Raw genomic sequence first — 22,382 nt, forward strand, 5'->3', positions numbered from 1 at the left:
TCTCGGGGCAGCCGCATCTTTCGGTCACGCCAGATCGCGGAAAGGAATTCTCGAAACATGCTCAACTCAGCAAGGAACTGAAGCGTGTGACGTTCTACTTTCCTGCTCCGCACCATCCATGGGAGCGCGGGACCAACGAGAATACCAATGGGCTTCTGCGGGAGTTCTTCCCGAAAGGCAAGGACATCACGGATACGCCAGAGGATTACATCCAACGGAAGTACCATGAGTTGAACCTGCGCCCTAGGAAGTGCCTTGGCTACAAAACACCATATGAGGTCTATTTCTCAAAGGTGTTGCACTTAGCTTGACAATTCGCCAACAAAAGAAGCGGATCTGCTGGAAATGGAGTTTCCGGCTTATGACCTGGTGCCAGTGGAAGTGACAGACGAAATGGAACAGGCTCTTGGTTCCAGACCACTTGAAGCCTTCATGGGAAGGGATTTGCTTTGCGTGATGGAGGATGAAAAGACAGTACGAGAACTTACACCGGATCTGGAAAGAGTAAAACAGATAGCTGGCTTGCTTCTTCATGTTACTGCCGCGGGAATGGATACAGATTGTGTTTCTCGCAGTTTTGCTCCGAAACTGGGTGTTGCCGAAGACCCGGTTTGTGGATCGGGCCATTGTCATATCATCCCTTATTGGGCAGATTTGCTTGGTAAAGACAAGCTGATAGCATATCAGGCGTCCAAACGCGGTGGGACACTTTATTGTCGGCGTGAAGGAAAAAAGATCTATATGGCTGGTAAAGCAGCGCTTTACTCGGTCGATGAATTGTTTGTAGAGTAATTTCAGTGTATGCTTCGATATATTCGAATCAAATATTAAAAAAAACTGAAAGTAATAACGAACCTGTGCCAGAGATTCCAGGGAATAGACCGTATAAGGAATCCAGTGCAGGTCTGAGCCCAAAAGCAAATGCTTCATGCTCTGCATGTGGACTATGTGCAGATACATGTCCTGCAGGAGTGATTGACAGGAAAAATCCCAAAATGACAGATAAAAGTAAATGTATTTCATGTATGCGGTGCGTAGCTGTCTGTCCAAAGCATGCTCGGAAGGTAAGTGGCTTCATGACGGCAGTTGCGGGAATGGCAATTAAAAAGGCTTGTTCATTCCGAAAAGAATGTGAATTGTTCTTATAAATCGGGATTTAACAGACAGAATTCTGGACGTAAAGGAGCTGATTATATAGTAAAAATATAAAATTAACGACATAAAATACAAAGATGATTATATTAAAATATGTTATAATTATCTATAGAGGGAGGTGAGTTCCATATGTTTGCTAAAGATGTTCTTCGCATCTTGCAGGTTTCTAGGCCGCCGCTCACGAAGTATATCAAGACAGGATTATCCGTGTCCATGTCATGCCAAACGGCCATTACGACTACAACGAGGAAGATGTCTACAAGTTCCTCAAAAAAGATGTGAAGCGCAAAATCAAGAAGTTTCGAGGATATCGTGAGCCTGTTGCATTGCTACTCTATGAAGCTGTATTCCAATCGCAATAGGCTGCAGAAGATCAAGGAGGCGATAGAGGATGATGAAACGAGTGGAACACCATCGGCTTAAACCCTCGTCACCGTTCTACGCCATGCTGCGCGAATTCTGCCATCGTTCCAAGAACCTCTACAATCATGGGAACTTCCTGATCCGTCAGGCGTTCATCAAGGATAGCAAATGGCTGCGCTATGGCGAAGTCGACCGTTTGCTGAAGGGGGACGCAGACTACCCCGACTATCGGGAGATGCCGACTGCGCAGACGGCGCAGCAGACACTCCGCATTTTAGATAAGAACTGGACATCGTTCTTCGCGGCCCTCAAGGACTGGAAGGCCCATCCCGAGAAGTACAAGGGACGGCCAAAACTGCCGAAGTACAAGCCGAAGGACGGCTATTTCCCGCTGGTGCTGACGAACCAGAACTGCAAGCTCAAGGACGGAATCATCCGTTTTCCCAAGACCTTCCAAGGGTTCACGGTAAAGGCCATCTTTGTCAGTCAGCCTGATGCTGTCTTCAAACAGGCACGCATCATCCCGCATGGCGGGGAAATCGATCTGGAACTCGTCTATGAGATTCCAGAGGTCGAGGAGAAAGAGAACAATGGAAGATACGCCGCCATCGACATCGGCGTCGACAATCTCGCGGCACTGGCCTGGAACACAGGCGAGCGACCTGTCCTGCTCAAGGGGACGCCGCTCAAGTCAGTCAACCAGTACTACAACAAGCAGATGGCCAAGCGCAGGAGCATCTGTGAGCGGATGAATGGCGTCCATTCATCGAAGCGAATCGCGCGGCTCACAGCGAAGCGTAATCGCAAGGTCGAGGATTACCTGCACAAAGCGAGTCGCAAGGTCATCGACTTGTGCGCGGGGCAGGACGTGTCGGTACTGGTCATCGGCAAGAATAAGGGCTGGAAACAGGAAGCGAATCTTGGGCGCAAAGTCAACCAGAGCTTTGTGCAGCTGCCTTTCGCCCGCTTCATCCAGATGCTGCAGTACAAGGCCGAGTCAATCGGCATGAAGGTCGTGCTGACTGAGGAGAGCTATACGAGTGGCACTTCCTTCTTGGATGACGAGGCACCGATCAAAGCCTGCTATGACAAATCACGCCGGGTTCATCGCGGCCTGTTCTTGGCAAACGATGGCCAACGCATCAATGCCGATGTCAATGGTGCTTACCAGATCATGCGAAAAGTATTCCCGAATGTGAACGCAGACGGGATAGAGGGCGTAGCGTTGCGCCCAGCTGTAGTAACTCTTTCGATGAGCGCTCGCCGCGGCTCCGGCTGTGCCTGATGTGAGAAAGAGTGAACAGCGAAATTTATTAAAAATACGAATATCATTATTTGGTATTTATAATAAATATAACGTCGGCCAGCTGATCAAGATGTACGCATTCGCCATCGGCGACTGGTCCAAACTGCTCATTGCCGTGATCGCGTTCCTCTGCATGTTCGGCACGACGCTCACCGTTATCGATGGGTATTCCCGTGCCAATAATGAGGCGCTGCGCCTCCTGATGAAAAAGGATCAGAGCTCGGCTCGCAACCTCAATATCTGGATGACGGTCACGTCCCTTGTCGGCATTGTCATCATTGCCGGATTCATGAGCGATGTGGCAACGCTTCTCTACTTCGCGATGATCTGCTCCTTTGTTTCGACGCCGTTCTTTGCGCTGTTGAACTTCTCCCTCGTGCGGAGCGGAGCGCATAAAGTCACGGGCGGCCTGTTCTGGCTCGGTGTCTTCGGCTTCCTGTATCTTGCAGGCTTTACCATTCTCTTCATTGTCTACGAGGCAGGACTGCTCAAATAAAATGAACCGTCAAAGCTCCACTGCTCATGCAGCGGAGCTTTTTTGATGCACATTTTTGGCGCAAGATACTCTCATTGTTTACACCACGAGACGTTGTTGCAGGACTTTTGGCTATACATCTCGAATTTTTTGATTGTTAGAGTAGGTAGGGGTCGTTGTGTTAGGGGATGTGTTTTGTGAAGAATCAACAAGGTCCGATTGTTGTCCAAGGTGCGATGAGCGTGGAGACGCAGCATATCATCGACCAGATGACGGAAGTCCGGGAGGAGCCGTTTGGGCCATTCCGGTGTGCGCGTGGAGTATTTGAAGGACATGGGCTTGTAGTCTGTGAGACGCAGTGGGGCATGGCCAATGCGTCAGCTTTGGCGGCGCTTGCCATTGCACGGTATCATCCTCAGGCAATCATCAGCCAGGGAATGGCTGGCGCCCATGATGCATCGCTGTCTGTTTACGACATCGTGCTCGGGGCGCGGACAGCAAATTCTTCTGCCTGGCAGACGTATTATCGCGCGGCTGGCGCGGGAGTCGATTACCGCGGGCTGAAACAGCTCGGTGTCTTTGCTTGGGACAAGGATCGGAAGGAATTCCTGCAGGAGGTCTATCATGAGGGAAGCCCCACTCTGCTTGCTGCTGCCCGTCGTGCTGCTGCAAGGTACGAACATGGCAGGGTAGTCGAGGGAACCATCACGACGTGCGACAGCTGGAACTGTGAAGTGGATCGCATCGATTTCCTGCATGGATTCTATGGCTCATTGGCAGAGGAGATGGAGGGAGATGCTGTCGCGCAGGTCTGCCAATCATTCGATGTGCCATTTCTCGATGTGCGCATCATCTCGAATAGCATCTTGTTGAACCAAGATCCATGGGATCTTGGGACTGGACCTGTATGTCAAGAGTTTGTACTCGCGTTGCTGCGAGAATATTGGCTCGACGTGTCTTGCATTGGAGCACTTTAAGATGTTTTAGATTGGAGATGTTTTGCATGGGTATGGGTACGGTATTGCTTGTTGTGCTGGTTGTCGGTGCAGCTGTATTCTTGAGGAATCGACTGCAGAGGAGCAAGGCGTCGAAGCCGGTGGAAAGTGTCTCGGCTCGTCCGGAGGAGAAGCGGGATTTGTCGGCAGCACCCATGGAGAAGAAGGTGCATCCGCAGGGGGGATCGCGGACGGCTGTGGCTGGGCCGCGTTTGACGGCGGAGCAGTGTCGGGAACTGGCGAAAATCCATCGGCAGAATATGCTGAACCGGCAGCACGACAGCCGTATGGCGGCGGCAGCGGCGGTGGCCGGTGCTGTGGCTGGCGCGGCGCTGATGCATCATCACGATGCGGAGGCGCAGCAGGCGCAACTCGACCAGATGGCTGCGGCGCAGCGCGCACAGCAGCAGTTGGATGCAGATACATACGATGCGGATGACTATGATGCAGATGATATGGATGGTTACAGTGATGTTGCAGACGACTACGATGCAGATGATCAGGCCGATGCCACTGAGGATCCCGATGACCATGATGCGGATGACGATGGCCTGAGCGACGACGGTGTCGACTGGGATGCTGACTGGTCGGTCGACGATGACAACGATTATGGGAATGGTCAGTCGGATTACAGTGATTACGGCAATGACGACTACGGCAGCTATGGCGACTATTCCGGTTCTGACTATGATGATGACTATGGTGGCTACGGTGGAGATGACTGCAGTGGCGGCTATGATGGCGGCGATTATGGCGGTGGTGATGACTATGGCGGCGACGACGGCGGATTCTGATGGAGGTGAATCGCATGAATAAGGGTGGGTTCAGCTGGAAGACCTTGCTCGGCATCACGAATGCGAAGCGCCAGTTTGCGCGGCAGACGGGTATCCCGACGACGAAGTCGGGCGTCGAGCGCAAGGTCGGTCGCATGGTGCTCGACTTGCTGTTTGGCAAAAAGAAGAAGGGCTGAGGCAGGATTTCGCGGCTGTCTGGCGAATGTAACTGCAATACGAAATTTACAAATTTACATCGAAGCTAAAGTTCAGTCAGAAAGAAGAATCGCTATGTCAATCGAGAGAGTCCTGTCGTTTTTGGAGCAGAAGGGGATGGCGGACCGCGTCATCACGTTTGAGGCGTCGACGGCGACGGTGGAACTGGCGGCACAGGCGCTTGGCGTGGAGCCTGGGCACATTGCCAAGACGATGTCATTCCTCGTGGACGGCGCGCCGCTGCTCGTCGTCCTCGCGGGGGATGTGCGCGTAGACAACCACCGCTTCAAGGAGGCGTTCCATAAGAAAGGGCGCATGATCCCCTTCGACCAGGTGGAGTCATTCATCGGTCATGCGCCGGGCGGCGTCTGCCCGTTCGCAATCAAAGAGGGGGTGCCGGTCTACCTCGATGGATCGCTGCACCGCTTTGAGACGGTCTATCCCGCTGCGGGAAATGATCACAGTGCCGTGCGCCTGACACCGGAGGAGCTTTTTCGCATCATACCGGCAGAGGGATGGGTCGATGTTGCGAAGAGATGATGTTTGACGGCGAGACTTTTATGTCTGTCGAGTGGAAACGGGCGCCGTTTGCTGAAAAATGTTTCGTGAGGATGCGGATGGATGCCGCAGATTTGCTATGGATATCTCGGAATCTATGATATAATGGAAGGCATCACAGCTAAGAGAGGGGCAAGTTGAATGGAAATGCAAATGGAATTCATCCGTAAGTTACCGACACCGCAGGAGCTCATGGAGCAGTTTCCGATAGATGACCGTGTCAAGAAGATCAAGGTGCAGCGCGACAAGGAGATCGCGGACATCATCACGGGCAAGGACAACCGCTTCCTGCTCGTCATCGGTCCGTGCTCGGCAGATAACGAGGAAGCTGTACTCGACTACGTGCATCGCCTCGTGCCGGTTCAGGAGCAGGTCAAAGACAAGATCTTCATCGTGCCGCGCCTTTACACGAGCAAGCCGCGCACGATTGGCATCGGCTACAAGGGCATGCTGCATCAGCCGGATCCGGAGGGCAAGGAGGACATGCTCGGCGGCATCATCGCGATCCGCGAGATGAATGCGCGCGTCGTGCGTGAGACGGGCTTCACGTGTGCAGAGGAAATCCTCTACCCAGAGATCTACCGCTACTTGTCAGACCTGCTGTCGTACGCAGCTGTCGGCGCGCGCTCCGTCGAGGATCAGTTCCACCGCATGATTGCGAGCGGCATTGGCATCCCGGTCGGCATGAAGAACCCGACGTCGGGAGATATCTCGGTCATGCTCAACTCGATTGAAGCGGCACAGCACTCGCAGGAGTTCCTGTTCCGCGGCTGGGAAGTCCGCACGCAGGGCAACCCGCTGGCGCATGCCATCCTGCGCGGCTATGTCGACAGCTTCGGCAACAGTCTGCCGAACTACCACTACGAGAACCTGCGCTCGCTCTGCGAGGCATACCACAAGCGCAATCTCGTGAACCCGGCTGTCATTGTCGACACGAATCATGCGAACTCGGGCAAGAAGTATCTCGAGCAGATCCGCATCGCGAAGGATGTCGTCAACAGCTGCAAGATCTCGTCGGATATCCGCACGCTCGTCAAGGGCCTCATGATTGAGAGTTACATCGAGGACGGTGACCAGAAGATCTGCGAGGGCACGTACGGCAAGTCCATCACGGATCCGTGCCTCGGCTGGGACAAGACGCAGCAGCTCATCTTCGACCTCGCGGAGATGCTCTGATTGCGCTACTGGCCAATCAGATAACCGAATCAGAGTCAAAAGGAGCCTGCCACAGATTGTGTGGCAGGCTCCTTTTTCTGAGTGCTTGAACTGAATCAGAATTTGTCGACGAGCTTGTAGCCCTTGCCGCGCAGGAATGTCTCGGCCTCTGGCTCCTGCGTCTTGAAGATGACGACCGGCTGGCTGGCCTGGCGGTCATAGGAGATGTAGAGGTAGTCGAGCGAGACATTGGCCTCTTCAAGGTGTTTGAGAATCGCGTCGAGGCTGCCCGGCGTGTCGCCCATCTCGACGGCGATGACCTTGTCGATGTGGCACTGGTAGCCGGCTTTCTTGAGCTCGGCGAGTGCGCGCTCTGGGTCCGTCAGGACGAGGCGGATGATGCCGAACTCAGCGCTGTCGCTGGCGAGCATGGAGTAGATGTTGACGTCCGCTGCTGCGAGCACAGCCGTCATCTTGCGCAGAGCGCCTTTTGTGTTTTCGGCGAATACAGAAACTTGATTGAGCATAGAGTCGTGATCTCCTTTTGTGAATCTTGAAGTTGATGAACGATGAATATAGCGATTGCTACGATTGCTATGTCCATTCTATCATAACGCCTGCCAGAACGCAAAGGCCTTGCACAGATAAGGTGTAATGTTGTTACATGAAGCTGGCTCATCATTCAGGCGAGGAGGTTCAGCAGCACGGTCACGATGGAGGAGTTGACGAAGTCGACGATCAGGGCACCGATCAGCGGGATGACGAAGAAGGCGGTCGGGGCTGGGCCGAAGCGCTCGACCATGACGGACATGTTGGCGATGGCGTTCGGCGTGGCGCCGAGGCCGAAGCCACAGGTGCCCGCTGCCATGACGGCGGCCTCGTAGTTGCGGCCCATGACGCGGAAGATCAGGAACTTGGCGAAGAGCGCGAGGAAGAGCACCTGGCTCAGCAGCATGACCATCATCGGGATGGCGAGGTCGGAGAGCTGCCAGAGCTTGAGACTCATGAGGGCACACGAGAGGAAGATGGTCAGGCCGAGGTTGCCGAGGACTTCGCTCTCGCGCTGGTAGATCTTGTAGGCGTGCGTGTAGTCGGAGATGTTGCGGATGATGGCGGCTACGAGCATGGAGCCGATGTAGTTCGGGAAGACGAGGCCGGCGCTGATGAAGAGCTGGCTGATGACGGTGCCGAGGCCCATGGCAATGAGCAGGTGCGCGAGGGCGTTCATGAAGCGGTAGTTGTTGATGCTCTGCCCCGCGCGCTTCTCTTCGTCGATGGCCTTGCGCTCGCCGTGGGCGGCCTGCTCGAGCTTCTCGAGCTCGTCGCTCGTGTTGGCTGGGTCGAGGCGCTCCTCTTCGGCGACGCTCGTGAGGCCGTAGCGGCGCACGAGGAATTCGCCCATCGGGCCGCCGAGCAGGCTGCCGGAGACGAGGCCGAAGGTGGCAGCGGCAAAGGCAATCGTCGTCGCGTTGTCGAGGCCGACGCTCTCAAGGACAGGGCCGAAGGAACCGGATGTGCCGTGTCCGCCGACCATCGGGATGGAGCCCGTCGCGAGCCCCATGAGCGGGCTCAGGTCGAAGACGTGCGCCAGGGCGATGCCGATGGCGTTCTGGCACAGGATCAGGAGGGCGGTGAGCACGGCCATCTTGGCGACGAGCGAGCCGCCCTTGCGTATCAGGCTGATGCTGGCCGTGTAGCCGATGCTCGTGAAGAAGAGCATCATGAAGACGTTCTGCATGACGGTATCCTGGCGATACGTCCAGATGCCGTTGACGTAGAGGATGTCGTTGAGGATGGCGAAGAGGATGCCGCCAATGACAGGGGCCGGGATGCAGTAGCGGCGCAGGAAGGGAATCTTGAGGCGCAGGAGTACGCCGATGTAGTAGACCGCCGTGGCGGCAGCGAGTGTCTGGTAGATGTTGAGATCGATGTTCATGATGGGGACTTCCTTTGCTGAGTATTCTTGCCTACGTGTAAATCTGTAACGTGGCTATTATCATACCAAAAAATCATTGGAGATACAACACTTTTGTTATAGGTTGCACAAAAGTATTTTGCACGGCCGCGCGCGGCAGCCTTCGGAAATCTATTGCATTACGCGGGGAAAGCATGTATAATAAGTGAGTAATTTTAGTTTGCAAGTGAGGATACGACAGGTATCCCTTTTCTTTTATAGGAGGCAGATTACACAGAATGAGTATGATGACTAATGATAAGCTCCGCAATATCGCGATCATTGCACACGTCGACCACGGCAAGACGACGCTGGTCGATGCCATGCTGAAGCAGAGCCATGTATTCCGCTCGAATGAGCAGGTGGCTGAACGCGTCATGGACTCGGGCGATATCGAGCGCGAGCGCGGCATCACGATTCTTTCGAAGAACACGGCCATCATGTACAACGGCATCAAGATCAACATCGTCGACACCCCGGGCCACGCTGACTTCGGCGGCGAGGTCGAGCGTGTCCTCAACATGGTCGACGGCGTTCTCCTGCTCGTCGATGCATTCGAAGGCCCGATGCCGCAGACGAAGTACGTCCTGCGCAAGGCCCTGGAGCAGAAGCTGAAGCCGATTGTCGTCATCAACAAGATCGATAAGCCGAACCAGCGCGTGGACGATGTCTACGATGAGGTCCTCGAGCTCTTCATGGAACTCGATGCCGATGACGATCAGCTCGACTTCCCGGTCATCTACGCGACGGCTCGCGATGGTATTGCGAAGTACAGCATGGACGATGACAGCACGAACCTCGAGCCGCTGATGGAGACGATTGTCAAGGAAATCCCGGCTCCGCACGGCGATCCGGACGGCCCGCTGCAGATGATGGTCACGACGCTCGAGGCAGATGCCTTCGTCGGCCGCGTCGCTGTCGGCCGCATCAGCCGCGGCACGGCTCGCACAAATCAGAATGTCGTGCTCATCAACGGCGATCAGGAGATCCGCGCGAAGATTGGCAAGGTCTTTGTCTATCAGGGCATGCAACGCATCGAAGTGCCGGAAGCCAAGATGGGCGAGATCGTCGCACTGACGGGTCTCGGTGATGTCAGCATCGGCTACACGGTCGCTGACGCTGAGAAGCCGGAGGCACTGCCGGCCATCCGCATCGACGAGCCGACACTCTCTATGACGTTCGGTGTCAACACGAGCCCGTTCGCCGGCCGTGAAGGCCAGTTCGTCACGAGCCGCCATCTGCGCGACCGCCTGTTCAAGGAAGTTGAGACGAACGTCGCCATGAAGGTCGAAGAGACGGATTCGCCGGATGTCTTCAAGGTATCGGGTCGCGGCGAGTTGCATCTCTCGATCCTCATCGAGGAGATGCGCCGCGAGGGCTACGAGCTGCAGGTCGGCAAACCGGAAGTCGTCTACAAGACGATCAATGGCCAGCTCTGCGAGCCAATCGAGAACCTGACGGTCGAGGTACCGCAGGAGTACATGGGCGCTGTCATGGAAGGCCTCGGCACGCGCAAGGCTGAGCTCACGAACATGACGGAGACGGCTGGCTACATGCGCCTCGAGTTCACGATCCCGGCGCGCGGCCTCATCGGTTTCCGCTCCGAGCTCCTGACGAGCACGAAGGGCAACGGCATCATGAACCACGTCTTCCACGGCTATGCACCGTACAAGGGTGACATCCCGGGCCGTACACGCGGCTCCCTCGTCGCCTTCGAGCAGGGTGAGACGACGGGCTACGGCATCTACACGCTGCAGGATCGCGGCACGATGTTCATCGGACCGAACGAGCAGGTCTACGAAGGCATGATTGTCGGCGAGAACTCCCGCGAGAACGATATCGACATCAATCCGTGCAAGAAGAAGAACGTCTCCAACATGCGTACGTCTTCTTCGGATGAGGCCATCCGCCTGACGCCGCCGCGCATCCTTTCGCTCGAGCAGGCCATCGAGTACATCAACAGCGATGAGCTCGTCGAAGTCACGCCAGAGCACATCCGCCTGCGCAAGGCTATCCTCGACCGCACGATCCGCGGCCGCAACGCCAAGAACGCGCGCAAGGGCTGATTCGGCACTTCGCAATAAGAATAAAAATGAGAGAAAACCTGTCGGAAATGAAATTTTTCGGCAGGTTTTTTGCAATTTCTGTCGAAATGTGTTATCATGTTGATAGTTAAATCCAGTTTTATACACATGTGTGTGTGGATAATATGAATTCAGGTGGAAGGACGAGATGTTATGAGTGGGATGGAGACGATCAAAGGCAAGTTCCAGGGCCTCATCGATGTATTGATGCCGTGGGAAGACGTAGAGGTAGAGGATAGCAAGGAAGCTGCTGGCGAGAAGAAACAGCAGCAGGTTTCGGCTAGGCAGTCTCATGCGGCAGCACAGGAGTACAAAGTCTCGGGCGGCGACTCGATCTATGTCGAGCGCACGGAGGCACAGGAGCCTGCACCGTCTCTCCGCACCCGCGCGCGCGTGCAGCACCCGCAGCTGACGGTCCACACGACGAAGATCCCGGAGCTGCGCGTCCAGATCTACGTGCCGGAGAACTTTGACCAGGTCACGGACATCGCGGACAATCTCAAGGCCGGCAAGGCTGCTGTTGTCAACTACGAGCGCGTTGCCGCTGAAGAGCAGCGTCGCATCTGTGACTTCGTCAACGGTGCCTGCTATATCGTCAACGGCTGCGCAAAGCGCATCTCGGAGCAGATCGTGCTCTACGCACCGGAAGGCGTCGATGTCGCAGAAGCGATGCCGGCAGAACTCAAGGACTGATACTTGATCCAATAGAACCACGGATTCATGCCAGCCTGCCTCAAGGGGCAGGCTGTTTTATGTTGCAGTAGATAAAAGAGAACCAGAACACCAGAAAAGGGGAATTTTGATGAACAAGAACCATGAAGGACAGAACGAGGTGCTCGAGGGCGTGCTCGCGGAGTTTGCCAAGCTGGCTGCTATCCCGCGCAAATCCGGTCACGAGCAGGCTGTCAGCGATTTCCTGAAGTCGTATCTCAGCGAGCTCGGCTTTACGGTCATGCAGGACGAGGCGAACAACATCATCGCGGACAAGAAGGCGACGGCTGGCTTCGAGAAGGCGCCGCTGACCATCCTGCAGGGCCACATGGACATGGTCTGCGTGGCGGAAGAAGGCTATGATTACGATCCGCTCAAGGATCCCATCAAGCTCGTGCGCACGGAGGAGTACCTCTCGGCTGAGGGCACGAGCCTCGGCGCGGACGATGGCATCGGCGTGGCAGAGGCCATCTACATCATGAAGACGGCGAAGGACCACGGCCCGCTGCGCCTGATCGTCACGACAGATGAGGAGCAGAGCATGAAGGGGGCCATCCGCCTCTCGGCAGAGCATCTCAAGGATGCCTCGTTCCTCATCAACTGCGACAGCGAGAATTACGATGAGCTGACAGTCGGCAGCGCGGGCAGCGTCGACCTCGACTTCACGCGTGCGCTAAAGCGCGTGGAGCCTGAGACGCCTTTCGCCTGGAAGATCGAGGTCAAGGGGCTGCTCGGCGGCCATTCCGGCGAGCGCATCGGCGACGGCCGCGGCAATGCCATCCGCACGCTCGCGATGATTCTGACAGCACTGCAGGCGAAAGGCGAGGTCGAGCTCGCATCCTTTGATGGCGGCAAGGCGCGCAACGCCATCCCGAACGATGCGGCGGCCGTCTTTGTCACGGATCTCCCGAAAGAAGAGATTGAGGCGGTCATCAAAGACCAGCAGGAGCGCTTCAAGAAGATGTACGGCAATGTCGAGCCGCAGATCCTCGTGCCGCTGACGAGCGTCGAGGCGCCGCAGCAGGTCCTGACGGCGGGCGATGCAAAGCGCCTGCTGAACCTCCTGACGATCCTGCACACGGGTGTCTACGCAATGTCGACGGTCATCCCGGGGCTCGTCGAGACGAGCGCCAACCTCGGCGTCGTCAACATGACGGCGGACGAGGTGGAAGTCCAGTTCTTCCCGCGTTCGGCCGTCGACCAGAAGCTCGACGAGTTCCGTCAGTACGCTGAGACGGTCGCAGAGCTCACGGGCTTCACGGCGCACATCGGCACGCAGTCGCCGGGCTGGAAGGAGAACAAGGATAGCCGCCTCGCCAAGATTGTGGCAGAGACGTTTGCTGAGCAGAACGGCAAGCCGATGAAGGTCGAGACGATCCACGCTGGACTCGAGTGCGGCTGGCACTTCCGCAAGAACCCGCAGCTCGACATGGTCTCGATTGGTGTGACGACGAAGGACATCCACAGCCCGAAGGAGCATCTTGTGCTCGCGACGGTCAAGCCGCAGGTCGACCTCATCGTCGAGACACTGCACAAGATTGCCGTGCTTTGAGCCGGTATCTGCCAGCGCTGTGAGACAGATCTGACAGAGATAGACCACATATAGTTGATGCCGCATGGGGAAAGCTCCTCCGTGCGGCATCTTTGTATTGCCGTTCCTCTATGGCCTGTGTCATGGACAAGCGAGCCCATTTTTGATACAATAAAGCATTGATTATGAGATAGACAGCAAAGAAAAGGACGGAAAAGAACGTATGAACATGATAGATGGCAAGCTGCACCGCTATGCGTACCTCCTGGTCTATGGATGCCAGATGAACCAGAGCGATGCAGAGCGCATGATGGGACAGCTCCGCACGATCGGCTATGAGCGGACGGAGTCGATGGAGGAGGCTGACCTCATCCTCATCAACACGTGCTGCGTGCGCGAGACGGCGGAGGACCGCGTCTACGGCAAGATCGGTGAGATCAAGCGCCTCAAGCGCGAGCGCCCGGAGCTGATTTTCGGCATCACGGGCTGCATGGCGCAGAAGGAGGGCGATGCGCTCATCAAGCGCGCACCGCACATCAACTTCGTGCTCGGCACCAACAAGGTCCACGAGCTCACACGCGTCGTGCAGGAGATCCAGGCGGAGCGCGGCCACGTCGTCGATGTCCAGCTCGGCGAGACGGAACTGCCGGACGATGTGCCGGTCGCACGTGCGGGCAGCCTCTCGGCCTGGGTGCCGATCATGTACGGCTGCAACAACTTCTGCACGTACTGCATCGTGCCGTACGTGCGCGGCCGCGAGCGCAGCCGCCTGCCGGAGGACATCGTGCGCGAGGTCGAGGAAGCCGTGAAGAACGGCTATGAGGAAGTCACGCTGCTCGGCCAGAATGTCAACTCCTATGGCAAGGACCACAAGCTTGCGGACTTCGCGGATCTTCTGAAGATGGTCGATGAAGTGCCGGGCATCCGCCGCGTGCGCTTCATGACGTCGCATCCGAAGGACCTCTCCGACAAGGTCATCGCAGCCATACGCGACGGCGAGCATCTCTGTGAGCACATCCACCTGCCGGTCCAGTACGGCAGCAACCGCATCCTCAAGGCGATGAACCGCGTCTACACGGTGGAGTCGTACCGCGACCTCGTGCGCCGCATCCGCGCGGCCATCCCTGAGGTGAGCCTGACGACGGATCTCATCGTCGGCTTCCCGGGCGAGACAGACGAGGACTTCCAGCAGATGCTCGACTTCCTGCGCGAGATCCGCTACGATTCGGCCTACACCTTCATCTACTCGAAGCGGTCGGGCACTCCCGCGGCGACGATGGAGAACCAGGTCGAGGAGTCGGTCAAGAAGGAGCGTTTGAATGCGCTCATGGCCGTGCAGAACGAGATCAGCCTCGCCATCAACGAGAAACTGCTCGGCAGGACACTGGAGGTCATGGTCGAAGGCCCAAGCAAGAACGATGCATCCGTCTGGATGGGCCGCACGCGCACCAACAAGATTGTCTTGTTCGCGCATGCGGGCGAGAAGCCGGGCGACTTCATCGACGTTCGCATCACGCACCCGCAGACCTGGGTCCTCAAGGGCGAGCGCGTATAGTAAAACGATAAGAGAAATGACAGGCGTGCTGGCATCGTGTCAGCACGTCTTTTATCCAGGAGGTGTACGTATCGATGGAAATGACGCCGATGATGCAGCAGTATCTCGCGACAAAGGAACAGAATCCGGGCGCGATCCTGTTTTTCCGCTTAGGCGATTTTTATGAGATGTTCTTTGAAGATGCCAAGCTCGTCTCGAAGGAGCTTGGCCTGACGCTGACGAGCCGCAGCAAAGGACAGGATGCGCCGATGTGCGGCGTGCCGTATCATGCAGCCGAGACGTATGTCAACAAGCTCGTCAAGCGCGGCTACAAGGTGGCCATCGCCGAGCAGATCGGCGACCCGAAGGCGAAGGGCCTGACGAAGCGCGAGGTCATCAAGGTCGTGACGCCGGGCACGATCCTCTCGGAGTCGGCCCTGCAGGCGACGCAGAACAACTACATCGCGCTCATCTATGAAGCGGGCGAGAAGATCGTGCTCGCCGGTGCCGACATCTCGACGGGCGAGTGCTTCTACGGCATCTACGAGGGCGGCAACCGCCTGCAGATGCTCCTCGATGAACTCTACCGCCTGATGATGCCGGAGCTCCTCGTTGTCGGCGAGCCGTCATTTGCAGATGCGCTCAAGGAGTTCGCTGCTCTGCGCCTGCCGCACTGTTCGTTCACGCCGATTGCGGAGATCTCGCACAACGTCGAGGACCGCATCGTCGAGCACTTCGAGGCGGCGCAGCGACCGGCGCAGGAAGAGGCGCAGGAGGCAGTGGCGACGCTGCTCGACTACCTGCACGAGACGGTCCGCACAGACCTCACGCAGCTCAACCAGCTGGCGTACCTCGATGCCTCGGAGAATCTCGTCGTCGACACGTACACGCTGCGCAATCTCGAGATCACGCGCAACCTGCGCGACGGCGGCAAGAAGAACACGCTCTTAGACGTCCTCGACTTCACGGAGACGGCGATGGGTAGCCGCCTCCTGAAGAAGTGGCTCGAGTACCCGCTTTTGAGCATCGCGGGCATCACGCAGCGCCTCGATGCCGTCGAGGAACTCGTCCGTGATTTCTCGCTGCGCGGCGGCGTGCGCGACGGCTGCCGCGAGATCCACGACTTCGAGCGCCTCCTGACGCGCATCGAGGTCGGCACGGCCAATGCGCGCGACCTCATCGCGCTCAAGGTCTCTCTGCGCTGTCTGCCAGGGATCCGCGAGAAGCTGAAGGGGGCAAAGTCTTCGATGCTCAAGCAGGCCGAGGCGAAGGTGGAGACCTTCGATGATCTCGTCGACCTCTTGGAGCGCGCGATTGTCGAGGACCCGGGCATCAGCCTGCGCGAGGGCGGCATCATCAAGACGGGCTACAACGAGGAGCTCGACGAGTACCGCCGCATCTCGCACGACAGCAAGGCGATGCTGCAGGAGATTGAGGAGCGCGAGAAGGAGCAGACGGGCATCAAGGCGCTGAAGATCGGCTACAACAAGGTCTTCGGCTACTACATCGAGGTGCGCCACAGCGGTGCGGACCGCGTGCCGGACCGCTACATCCGCAAGCAGACGCTCGCGAATGCTGAGCGCTACATCACGGAGGAGCTCAAGGAATTCGAGACGAAGATCCTCGGCGCGCAGGAGAAGATCGTCCACATCGAGTACAATCTCTTCACCGATGTGCGCGAAGAAGTCAAGGCGCACCTGACGGAGATCCAGCAGACGGCGCATGAGATCGCGCTCGTCGATGTGCTCGCGAGCCTCGCGGAGGCGGCCAGCACCTACAACTACGTGCGCCCCTCGATGCGGACGGACGGCGTCATCGACATCAAGGACGGCCGCCATCCGCTCGTCGAGCGCATCCTGACGCGCGACCTCTTCGTGCCGAACGACGCGCATCTCGACCACAAGGACTGCGAGATCATGCTGATCACGGGACCGAACATGGCGGGTAAGTCGACGTACATGCGCCAGGTGGCTCTCTTGACGCTCATGGCGCAGATCGGCAGCTTCATCCCCGCGCGCGAGGCCGCCATCTCGCCGGTCGACCGCATCTTCACGCGCATTGGCGCGAGCGACGACCTCGTCAGCGGTCAGAGCACCTTCATGGTCGAGATGAATGAAGTCGCGCAGATCCTCAAGTACGCGACGAAGGACAGCCTTGTCATCCTCGATGAGATTGGCCGCGGCACGAGCACGTTCGACGGCATGAGCATCGCGCGCGCCGTCATCGAGCACATCGAGAAGAAGGTCCACGCCAAGACGCTCTTCGCGACGCACTATCACGAGCTCACGGACCTCGAGGATGATAAGATCAAGAATTTCTGCGTGGCCGTCAAGGAGCGCGGCAACCAGGTCGCCTTCCTGCGGCGTATCGTGCGCGGTGCGGCCGACAAGTCGTACGGCATCCATGTCGCGCGGCTCGCGGGCCTGCCGAAGTCGGTCACGAGCCGCGCCGAGGAGATTCTCGCGATGCTCGAGGCGGAGGCGCCGGACGCAACGGCCGCTGCCAGAGCGGAGCAGGCGGAAGGCCGTGCGGCAAAGGCCGAGCCTGCTGCACAGGATATGGGCTCTCTCTTTGCCTCGAGCCTCAGCGACACCTTGCTCGCGCTCGATGTCATGACGATGACGCCGCTCGAGGCGATGAATGAGCTCTACCGCCTGCAGGAGCAGGCCAAGAGGGAGGCTGGTAAAGCATGACGATGATCCATGTACTTGACGACAATACCATCAACAAGATTGCGGCTGGCGAAGTCGTGGAGCGGCCGGCGTCTGTCATCAAGGAGCTCGTCGAGAATGCGATGGATGCGGGCGCGACTCGCATCGAAGTCGAGATCATGGCGGGCGGTACGAGCTTCATGCGCGTGACGGACAACGGCCGGGGCATGAGTGCGGAGGACGCGCACCTCGCGATCCTGCGCCATGCGACGAGCAAGATCCGCGAAGTCGGTGACCTCAATACCGTCGGTACGCTGGGCTTCCGCGGCGAGGCCCTGCCGACGATCGCGTCCGTCTCGCGCTTCACGCTCTTGACGCGCCGCGAGGGTGACGACCTCGGCACGCGCGTGACCATCACGGGCGGCAAGGAGCCGGACTTCATCGAGGCGGGCTGCAATATCGGCACGACGGTCAAGGTAGAGGACCTCTTCTTCAATACGCCGGCGCGCAAGAAATTCCTCAAGACGAATCACACGGAGGGCTCGCGCATCAACGATTTCATCGTCAAGCTCGCGCTCTCGCGTCCCGACATCGAGTTCCACTTCATCAACAACAACAAGATGTCCGTCGTGACGCCTGGCACGGGCAACCTCTACGACACGATACAGGCCATCTATGGCGGAAAGACAGCTGACTCTCTCCTGGGGCTCACGCTTGAGGACGAGGACATCAAGATCTCCGGCTACATCACAAAGCCGTCGATGCTCAAGAGCAGCCGCGCCTGGCAGACGTACATCGTCAATTCGCGCATCATCCAGAACCGCGCAATCGCCAAGGCCATCGACAATGCCTACAAGTCTCTGATCCCGAAGAGCGGCTTCCCACTGGCGGTCCTCTGCATTGAGGTGCCGCAACGCACGATCGATGTCAACGTGCACCCGCAGAAGAGTGAGCTCAAATTCGAGGACGAGAGCCGCGTCTTCAAGGCCGTCTACAAGGCCGTGCTCGACGCCATCCGCCCGGCAGGGCGGGGCCTTGGCGAAGTGGCTGCCGTCGTGGAGAAGCCGGAGCAGCACGTGACGATGGAGCCCATGCAGTTCGTGCCGGCGACAGAGCCGCTCGCTGAGCCCATCATCCCGCAGTGGCCGCAGGCTGAGGCGCGCCCTGCAGGGCAGCCAGCGGTGCAGCGAGCTCAGCCCAAAACAATCTATGAGGCCGTGCATCGCACGGCGCCCATCTCTGCTCGTACTATGGCGGGCTTCTCGGCCGCGCAGCAAAGCCTGCGCGAGGAGCGCGGGGCGGCAGCGATGCCTGACTCAAGCGTTCTTGATCACCCGGGCATGGTGGCGGAATCGTCGGCCCCGGCCATGAAGTCCGGTGTCGACGCAGAGGCTTCGCCATGCCAGGAAGGGGAGGTCCTCCAGTACGATGGCTCGGTCGTGCCAATCGGCCAGGTTGACCTGACCTACATCATCGCGCAGGACGCCAAGGGGCTCTACATCGTCGACCAGCACGCGGCGCACGAGCGCATCCTGTTCGACAAGTTCTCGGCGATGGCGGGCGACATCCCGTCGCAGCAGTTGCTTGTCCACCAGATCTTGAGCTTTGACCGCAAGGAGGCGGAGCTCGTTGCGTCGCATCAGGAGCTCTTTGCATCGCTCGGCTTCCATATGGAGATGAGCGGCAATCAGGAATTCCGCCTCATCGAGGTGCCCGCCGATGTGCCCGTCAGTGAGGCAGAGGATATCATCCGCGAGATCCTGACGAATCTCATGGACATGCACGAGACGACGGCGAAGGAAATCCGCCAGGCCTGCCTCGCGACGACGGCCTGCCGTGCGGCCATCAAGGCCGGCGAGGAATTGAGCTTCCGCCAGATGCAGATCATCCTCGATGCGCTCGCGCACACGGCGTTCCCCTACACCTGCCCGCACGGCCGCCCGACCATCCTGAAGTTCAGCAGTGAAGAGCTGGCCAAGATGTTCAAGCGCACGGGCTTTGGCTTTTGAGTTTATATATTTGGAGGATGATACGATGGTTCAGGCAATCGCAACGACGGGCCGCAAGTGCACGGATGATGCCGTCTCCCTGGCAAAATGGGCGGCGGAGCACGCGAAGATCCCCTATGTGCCGCGCGCGAATCTCTCGGGCCAAGCCCTGCGCGAGCGCTACGGGGTCGACTTCATCCTGATCGCGAAGCAGGGGCTGCTGACGCTCTCGACACCGGCAGGCGATCTCTTCTTCCACCCGAATATGGCGCATCTGCGCCTCAAGAACCTGCGCTTCGGCAGCGCGGGCACGGGCGACCGCATGGTCGAGGCCATGGGCCTTTCGCACGGCATGAGCGTGCTCGACTGCACGCTCGGCTTCGGCGCCGATGCAATCGTCGCGAGCTTTGCCGTGGGCCCGGAGGGAAAGGTCACGGGCATCGAGTCGCAGCCGCTCATCGAGACGGTCGTCGGCTACGGCCTCGCGCACTTCAAGGCGGAGAACTGGCCGATACAGGAGGCCATGCGCGGCATCGAGACGGTCTGCGCAGATGCCTTCTCGTACCTGAAGCAGCAGGAGGATGACTCGGTCGACGTCGTCTACTTCGATCCGATGTTCCGGCATCCGCTGCTCGAGAGCCGCAGTCTCTCGCCGCTGCGCACGGTGGCCAACCACGCACCCGTCTCGCCGGCGATGATCGAGGAGGCCTGCCGTGTCGCAAGGCGCCGTGTCGTCTTCAAGGAGAACGCGCGCAGCCTGGAGTTCGAGCGGCTCGGCTTCACGCAGATCATGGGCGGCCGCTACAGCAAGGTCCACTACGGCGTGCGCATCCTCTGAGCATCCTTCTGAGGATGTTTCCCGATACACTTTTTTGAGGCACTTCCTGCGGGAAGTGTCTTTTTACATTGATTTATGTGCTTCTTGATGATACAATAAAAAAGAATGATTTGATCGGATAAAAACTTCATACTACCATTCCTGCGCGACGTTCATCATGACAGATGCCTTGCATCGTTCGAGGCAGCACGGATTTCTTGTCATGTTCAGGGGAGCGTCCCCTTAGCGCGTCATAAGAGTTGGAATGAGACGATAGGGGATTTCTATCCAGCAACTATACACGACGTATATCAAAATAAAGATGTATCATAAATTTGGCATTTGCATTCTGCTATGAGATGCAGCAAACACTTTGGAGGTGTACTTTTTGGCTAAAGGAGCACAGAAATTACAGATCATCCCTCTCGGAGGCCTGGGGGAGATCGGCAAGAATATGACAGTCATCCGCGTGGATGACGAGATTCTCGTCATTGATTCGGGCCTGATGTTCCCGGATGAGGACATGCTCGGCATCGACCTCGTCATCCCGGACATCAGCTACCTCATCGAGAACAAGGATAAGATCAAGGCCATCGTGCTGACGCACGGCCACGAGGATCACATCGGCGCACTGCCGTACGTCCTCAAGAAAATCAATGTGCCGGTCTACGGCACGCGCCTGACGCTCGGCATCCTCGAGGGCCGCCTCAAGGAGAACGGCGTTGACTCGAGCAACCTGCACTCGGTCATGCAGGGCGACATCATCAATGTCGGCTGCTTCAGTGTCGGCTTCATCCGCGTCAATCACTCGATCCCTGACGCCGTCGGCCTCTCCATCAAGACGCCGGTCGGCATGATCGTGCACACGGGCGACTTCAAGCTCGACTACACGCCGATTGACGGCAAGATGACGGACTTCCGCCGCTTCTCCGACCTCGGCAACCGCGGTGTCCTCGTGCTCATGGCGGATTCGACGAATTCGGAGCGCGAGGGCCATACGCCGTCGGAGCGCACGGTCGGTGCGGCATTTGACCGCGCTTTCCACAATGCGCGCGGTCGCATCATCGTCGCGACGTTCTCGTCGAACGTCCACCGCATCCAGCAGGTCATCGACACGGCTGTGCGCTACAAGCGCCACGTCGCCGTGCTCGGCCGCAGCATGGTCAACGTCGTCAACATCTCACTCGAGCTCGGCTACATCACGGCGCCTGAAGGCACGATTGTCGATATCGACGAGATCCACAACTACCGCATGGAGCAGATGGTCATCATCACGACGGGCAGCCAGGGCGAGCCGATGTCGGCTCTGACGCGCATGTCGATGTCCGACCACCGCAAGGTCGGCATCGTGCCGGGCGACACGGTCATCATCTCGGCTACGCCGATTCCGGGCAACGAGAAGCTCGTTTCGAAGACGATCGACAACCTCATGAAGCTCGGCGCCAACGTCATCTACGGCCGCAATCAGGGCATCCACGTCTCGGGCCATGCGAGCCGCGAGGAGCTCAAGCTCATGCACAATCTCGTGCGCCCGAAGTTCTTCATCCCGGTCCACGGCGAGTACCATCACCTCGTGCAGCACGCCCGCCTCGCGCGCGAGCTCGGCATGCCGAAGGAGAATATCTTCATCAGCGAGAACGGTCAGATCCTGGAGTTCACGCGCGATAAGGGCCAGGTGGCCGGCAAGGTCACGGCTGGCATGGTCATGGTCGATGGCCTCGGCGTCGGCGATGTCGGCAACATCGTGCTGCGCGACCGCCGCCAGCTCTCGCAGGACGGCATCCTGATCGTCGTCGTCACGATGAACAAGCAGACGCACCGCGTCGTCGCAGGGCCGGACATCGTCTCGCGCGGCTTTGTCTATGTGCGCGAGTCTGAAGCGCTGATGGACGAGGCCACGGCACGCGTGCAGCAGGCACTCGACCGCTGCGAGGACGAGAAGGTCAAGGAGTGGGCCGCCATCAAGTCGAATGTGCGCGATGCGCTGGGCCGCTACCTCTTCGAGAAGACGCGCCGCCGCCCGATGATCCTGCCAATCATCATGGAAGTCTGAGCGTACCATCGTACCATATGGAATCTGAGCCGGAGCTGCGTCTCCGGCTTTTCTGCTGATTGT

General features: G+C 58.0%; 20 protein-coding genes and 1 pseudogene. 19 read left to right on the top strand and 2 right to left on the bottom strand.

The annotated features are described in order from the left end of the window. The 11 genes and pseudogenes from T518_RS03265 to T518_RS03300 all read left to right on the top strand — a co-directional run. On the top strand, positions 1-311 hold a 311-nt coding region (locus T518_RS03265), incomplete at its 5' end, for an IS30 family transposase (protein WP_036375150.1). A gap of 25 nt (positions 312-336) precedes the next feature. Next, positions 337-792: a PhzF family phenazine biosynthesis protein gene (locus T518_RS03270; protein ID WP_282723381.1), complete on the top strand. Its 456-nt coding sequence runs from the start codon at positions 337-339 to the stop codon at positions 790-792. Positions 793-857: 65 nt separating this feature from the next. After that, on the top strand, positions 858-1,148 hold the full coding sequence (locus T518_RS12430; protein ID WP_072003564.1) for a 4Fe-4S binding protein: 291 nt from the start codon (positions 858-860) through the stop codon (positions 1,146-1,148). A 136-nt stretch (positions 1,149-1,284) separates the two neighbouring features. Continuing rightward, a pseudogene (locus T518_RS12305) lies at positions 1,285-1,445 on the top strand (MerR family transcriptional regulator); the annotation flags it as partial. A gap of 101 nt (positions 1,446-1,546) precedes the next feature. After that, positions 1,547-2,803: an RNA-guided endonuclease InsQ/TnpB family protein gene (locus T518_RS03275; protein WP_036375153.1), complete on the top strand. Its 1,257-nt coding sequence runs from the start codon at positions 1,547-1,549 to the stop codon at positions 2,801-2,803. A 91-nt stretch (positions 2,804-2,894) separates the two neighbouring features. Next, positions 2,895-3,320: a hypothetical protein gene (locus T518_RS03280; protein WP_051652177.1), complete on the top strand. Its 426-nt coding sequence runs from the start codon at positions 2,895-2,897 to the stop codon at positions 3,318-3,320. Positions 3,321-3,496: 176 nt separating this feature from the next. After that, a complete protein-coding gene (locus tag T518_RS03285) occupies positions 3,497-4,276 on the top strand; it encodes a 5'-methylthioadenosine/S-adenosylhomocysteine nucleosidase (protein ID WP_248617146.1) in 780 nt (259 codons plus the stop codon). A gap of 173 nt (positions 4,277-4,449) precedes the next feature. Further along, a complete protein-coding gene (locus T518_RS11340; protein WP_162177195.1) occupies positions 4,450-5,088 on the top strand; it encodes a hypothetical protein in 639 nt (212 codons plus the stop codon). Positions 5,089-5,102: 14 nt separating this feature from the next. Beyond that, entirely contained in the window at positions 5,103-5,264 is a 162-nt protein-coding gene (locus T518_RS12160) for a hypothetical protein (protein WP_169737570.1), read from the top strand. A 94-nt stretch (positions 5,265-5,358) separates the two neighbouring features. Beyond that, a complete protein-coding gene (locus tag T518_RS03295; protein ID WP_036375159.1) occupies positions 5,359-5,823 on the top strand; it encodes a YbaK/EbsC family protein in 465 nt (154 codons plus the stop codon). A gap of 171 nt (positions 5,824-5,994) precedes the next feature. Next, the gene (locus T518_RS03300) at positions 5,995-7,017 is read left to right on the top strand and encodes a 3-deoxy-7-phosphoheptulonate synthase (RefSeq protein WP_248617147.1); all 1,023 of its coding nucleotides are present in this window, start codon (positions 5,995-5,997) and stop codon (positions 7,015-7,017) included. 95 nt (positions 7,018-7,112) lie between these two features. Here the strand turns inward: T518_RS03300 and T518_RS03305 are convergent, their stop codons facing one another. Both T518_RS03305 and gltS read right to left on the bottom strand, forming a co-directional pair. Then, a complete protein-coding gene (locus T518_RS03305) occupies positions 7,113-7,523 on the bottom strand; it encodes an amino acid-binding protein (protein ID WP_036375165.1) in 411 nt (136 codons plus the stop codon). A gap of 155 nt (positions 7,524-7,678) precedes the next feature. Then, positions 7,679-8,932, bottom strand: coding sequence for a sodium/glutamate symporter (gltS, locus tag T518_RS03310; RefSeq protein WP_036375168.1), 1,254 nt, complete (start codon positions 8,930-8,932; stop codon positions 7,679-7,681). Between the two features lie 263 nt (positions 8,933-9,195). On the opposite strand from gltS, the gene typA reads away from it, so the two are divergent. The 8 genes from typA to T518_RS03350 all read left to right on the top strand — a co-directional run bounded on the left by typA (position 9,196) and on the right by T518_RS03350 (position 22,319). After that, positions 9,196-11,016: a translational GTPase TypA gene (typA, locus tag T518_RS03315; protein ID WP_036375170.1), complete on the top strand. Its 1,821-nt coding sequence runs from the start codon at positions 9,196-9,198 to the stop codon at positions 11,014-11,016. A gap of 171 nt (positions 11,017-11,187) precedes the next feature. Next, entirely contained in the window at positions 11,188-11,727 is a 540-nt protein-coding gene (locus T518_RS03320) for a cell division protein SepF (RefSeq protein ID WP_051652179.1), read from the top strand. 109 nt (positions 11,728-11,836) lie between these two features. Further along, positions 11,837-13,297, top strand: a complete 1,461-nt coding sequence (gene pepD, locus T518_RS03325) for a beta-Ala-His dipeptidase (protein WP_036375176.1) — start codon at positions 11,837-11,839, stop codon at positions 13,295-13,297. Between the two features lie 202 nt (positions 13,298-13,499). Then, positions 13,500-14,831: a tRNA (N6-isopentenyl adenosine(37)-C2)-methylthiotransferase MiaB gene (gene miaB, locus T518_RS03330; protein ID WP_172674695.1), complete on the top strand. Its 1,332-nt coding sequence runs from the start codon at positions 13,500-13,502 to the stop codon at positions 14,829-14,831. A gap of 74 nt (positions 14,832-14,905) precedes the next feature. After that, positions 14,906-17,503 (top strand): DNA mismatch repair protein MutS, encoded by a 2,598-nt coding sequence (mutS, locus tag T518_RS03335; RefSeq protein WP_036375178.1) that lies wholly within the window; start codon positions 14,906-14,908, stop codon positions 17,501-17,503. Beyond that, positions 17,500-19,470, top strand: coding sequence for a DNA mismatch repair endonuclease MutL (mutL, locus tag T518_RS03340; RefSeq protein WP_036375181.1), 1,971 nt, complete (start codon positions 17,500-17,502; stop codon positions 19,468-19,470). The genes mutS and mutL overlap by 4 nt, the downstream gene beginning before the upstream one ends. Positions 19,471-19,495: 25 nt before the next feature. Further along, positions 19,496-20,287: a class I SAM-dependent methyltransferase gene (locus T518_RS03345; RefSeq protein WP_081828404.1), complete on the top strand. Its 792-nt coding sequence runs from the start codon at positions 19,496-19,498 to the stop codon at positions 20,285-20,287. Between the two features lie 433 nt (positions 20,288-20,720). After that, positions 20,721-22,319: a ribonuclease J gene (locus T518_RS03350; protein ID WP_244881921.1), complete on the top strand. Its 1,599-nt coding sequence runs from the start codon at positions 20,721-20,723 to the stop codon at positions 22,317-22,319. Positions 22,320-22,382: the final 63 nt, after the last annotated feature.

Origin of the sequence: Mitsuokella jalaludinii DSM 13811 (assembly GCF_000702905.1) — a bacterium.
Classification (GTDB): Bacteria; Bacillota; Negativicutes; order Selenomonadales; family Selenomonadaceae; genus Mitsuokella; species Mitsuokella jalaludinii.

Coding starts and splice junctions, on each gene's coding strand:
- T518_RS03275 (WP_036375153.1), top strand. CDS start 1,547: ATGATGAAACGAGTGGAACACCATCGGCTTAAACCCTCGTCACCGTTC.
- T518_RS03280 (WP_051652177.1), top strand. CDS start 2,895: ATGTACGCATTCGCCATCGGCGACTGGTCCAAACTGCTCATTGCCGTG.
- T518_RS11340 (WP_162177195.1), top strand. CDS start 4,450: ATGGAGAAGAAGGTGCATCCGCAGGGGGGATCGCGGACGGCTGTGGCT.
- T518_RS12160 (WP_169737570.1), top strand. CDS start 5,103: ATGAATAAGGGTGGGTTCAGCTGGAAGACCTTGCTCGGCATCACGAAT.
- T518_RS03295 (WP_036375159.1), top strand. CDS start 5,359: ATGTCAATCGAGAGAGTCCTGTCGTTTTTGGAGCAGAAGGGGATGGCG.
- T518_RS03300 (WP_248617147.1), top strand. CDS start 5,995: ATGGAATTCATCCGTAAGTTACCGACACCGCAGGAGCTCATGGAGCAG.
- T518_RS03305 (WP_036375165.1), bottom strand. CDS start 7,523: ATGCTCAATCAAGTTTCTGTATTCGCCGAAAACACAAAAGGCGCTCTG.
- gltS (WP_036375168.1), bottom strand. CDS start 8,932: ATGAACATCGATCTCAACATCTACCAGACACTCGCTGCCGCCACGGCG.
- typA (WP_036375170.1), top strand. CDS start 9,196: ATGATGACTAATGATAAGCTCCGCAATATCGCGATCATTGCACACGTC.
- T518_RS03320 (WP_051652179.1), top strand. CDS start 11,188: ATGAGTGGGATGGAGACGATCAAAGGCAAGTTCCAGGGCCTCATCGAT.
- pepD (WP_036375176.1), top strand. CDS start 11,837: ATGAACAAGAACCATGAAGGACAGAACGAGGTGCTCGAGGGCGTGCTC.
- miaB (WP_172674695.1), top strand. CDS start 13,500: ATGAACATGATAGATGGCAAGCTGCACCGCTATGCGTACCTCCTGGTC.
- mutS (WP_036375178.1), top strand. CDS start 14,906: ATGGAAATGACGCCGATGATGCAGCAGTATCTCGCGACAAAGGAACAG.
- mutL (WP_036375181.1), top strand. CDS start 17,500: ATGACGATGATCCATGTACTTGACGACAATACCATCAACAAGATTGCG.
- T518_RS03345 (WP_081828404.1), top strand. CDS start 19,496: ATGGTTCAGGCAATCGCAACGACGGGCCGCAAGTGCACGGATGATGCC.
- T518_RS03350 (WP_244881921.1), top strand. CDS start 20,721: ATGACAGTCATCCGCGTGGATGACGAGATTCTCGTCATTGATTCGGGC.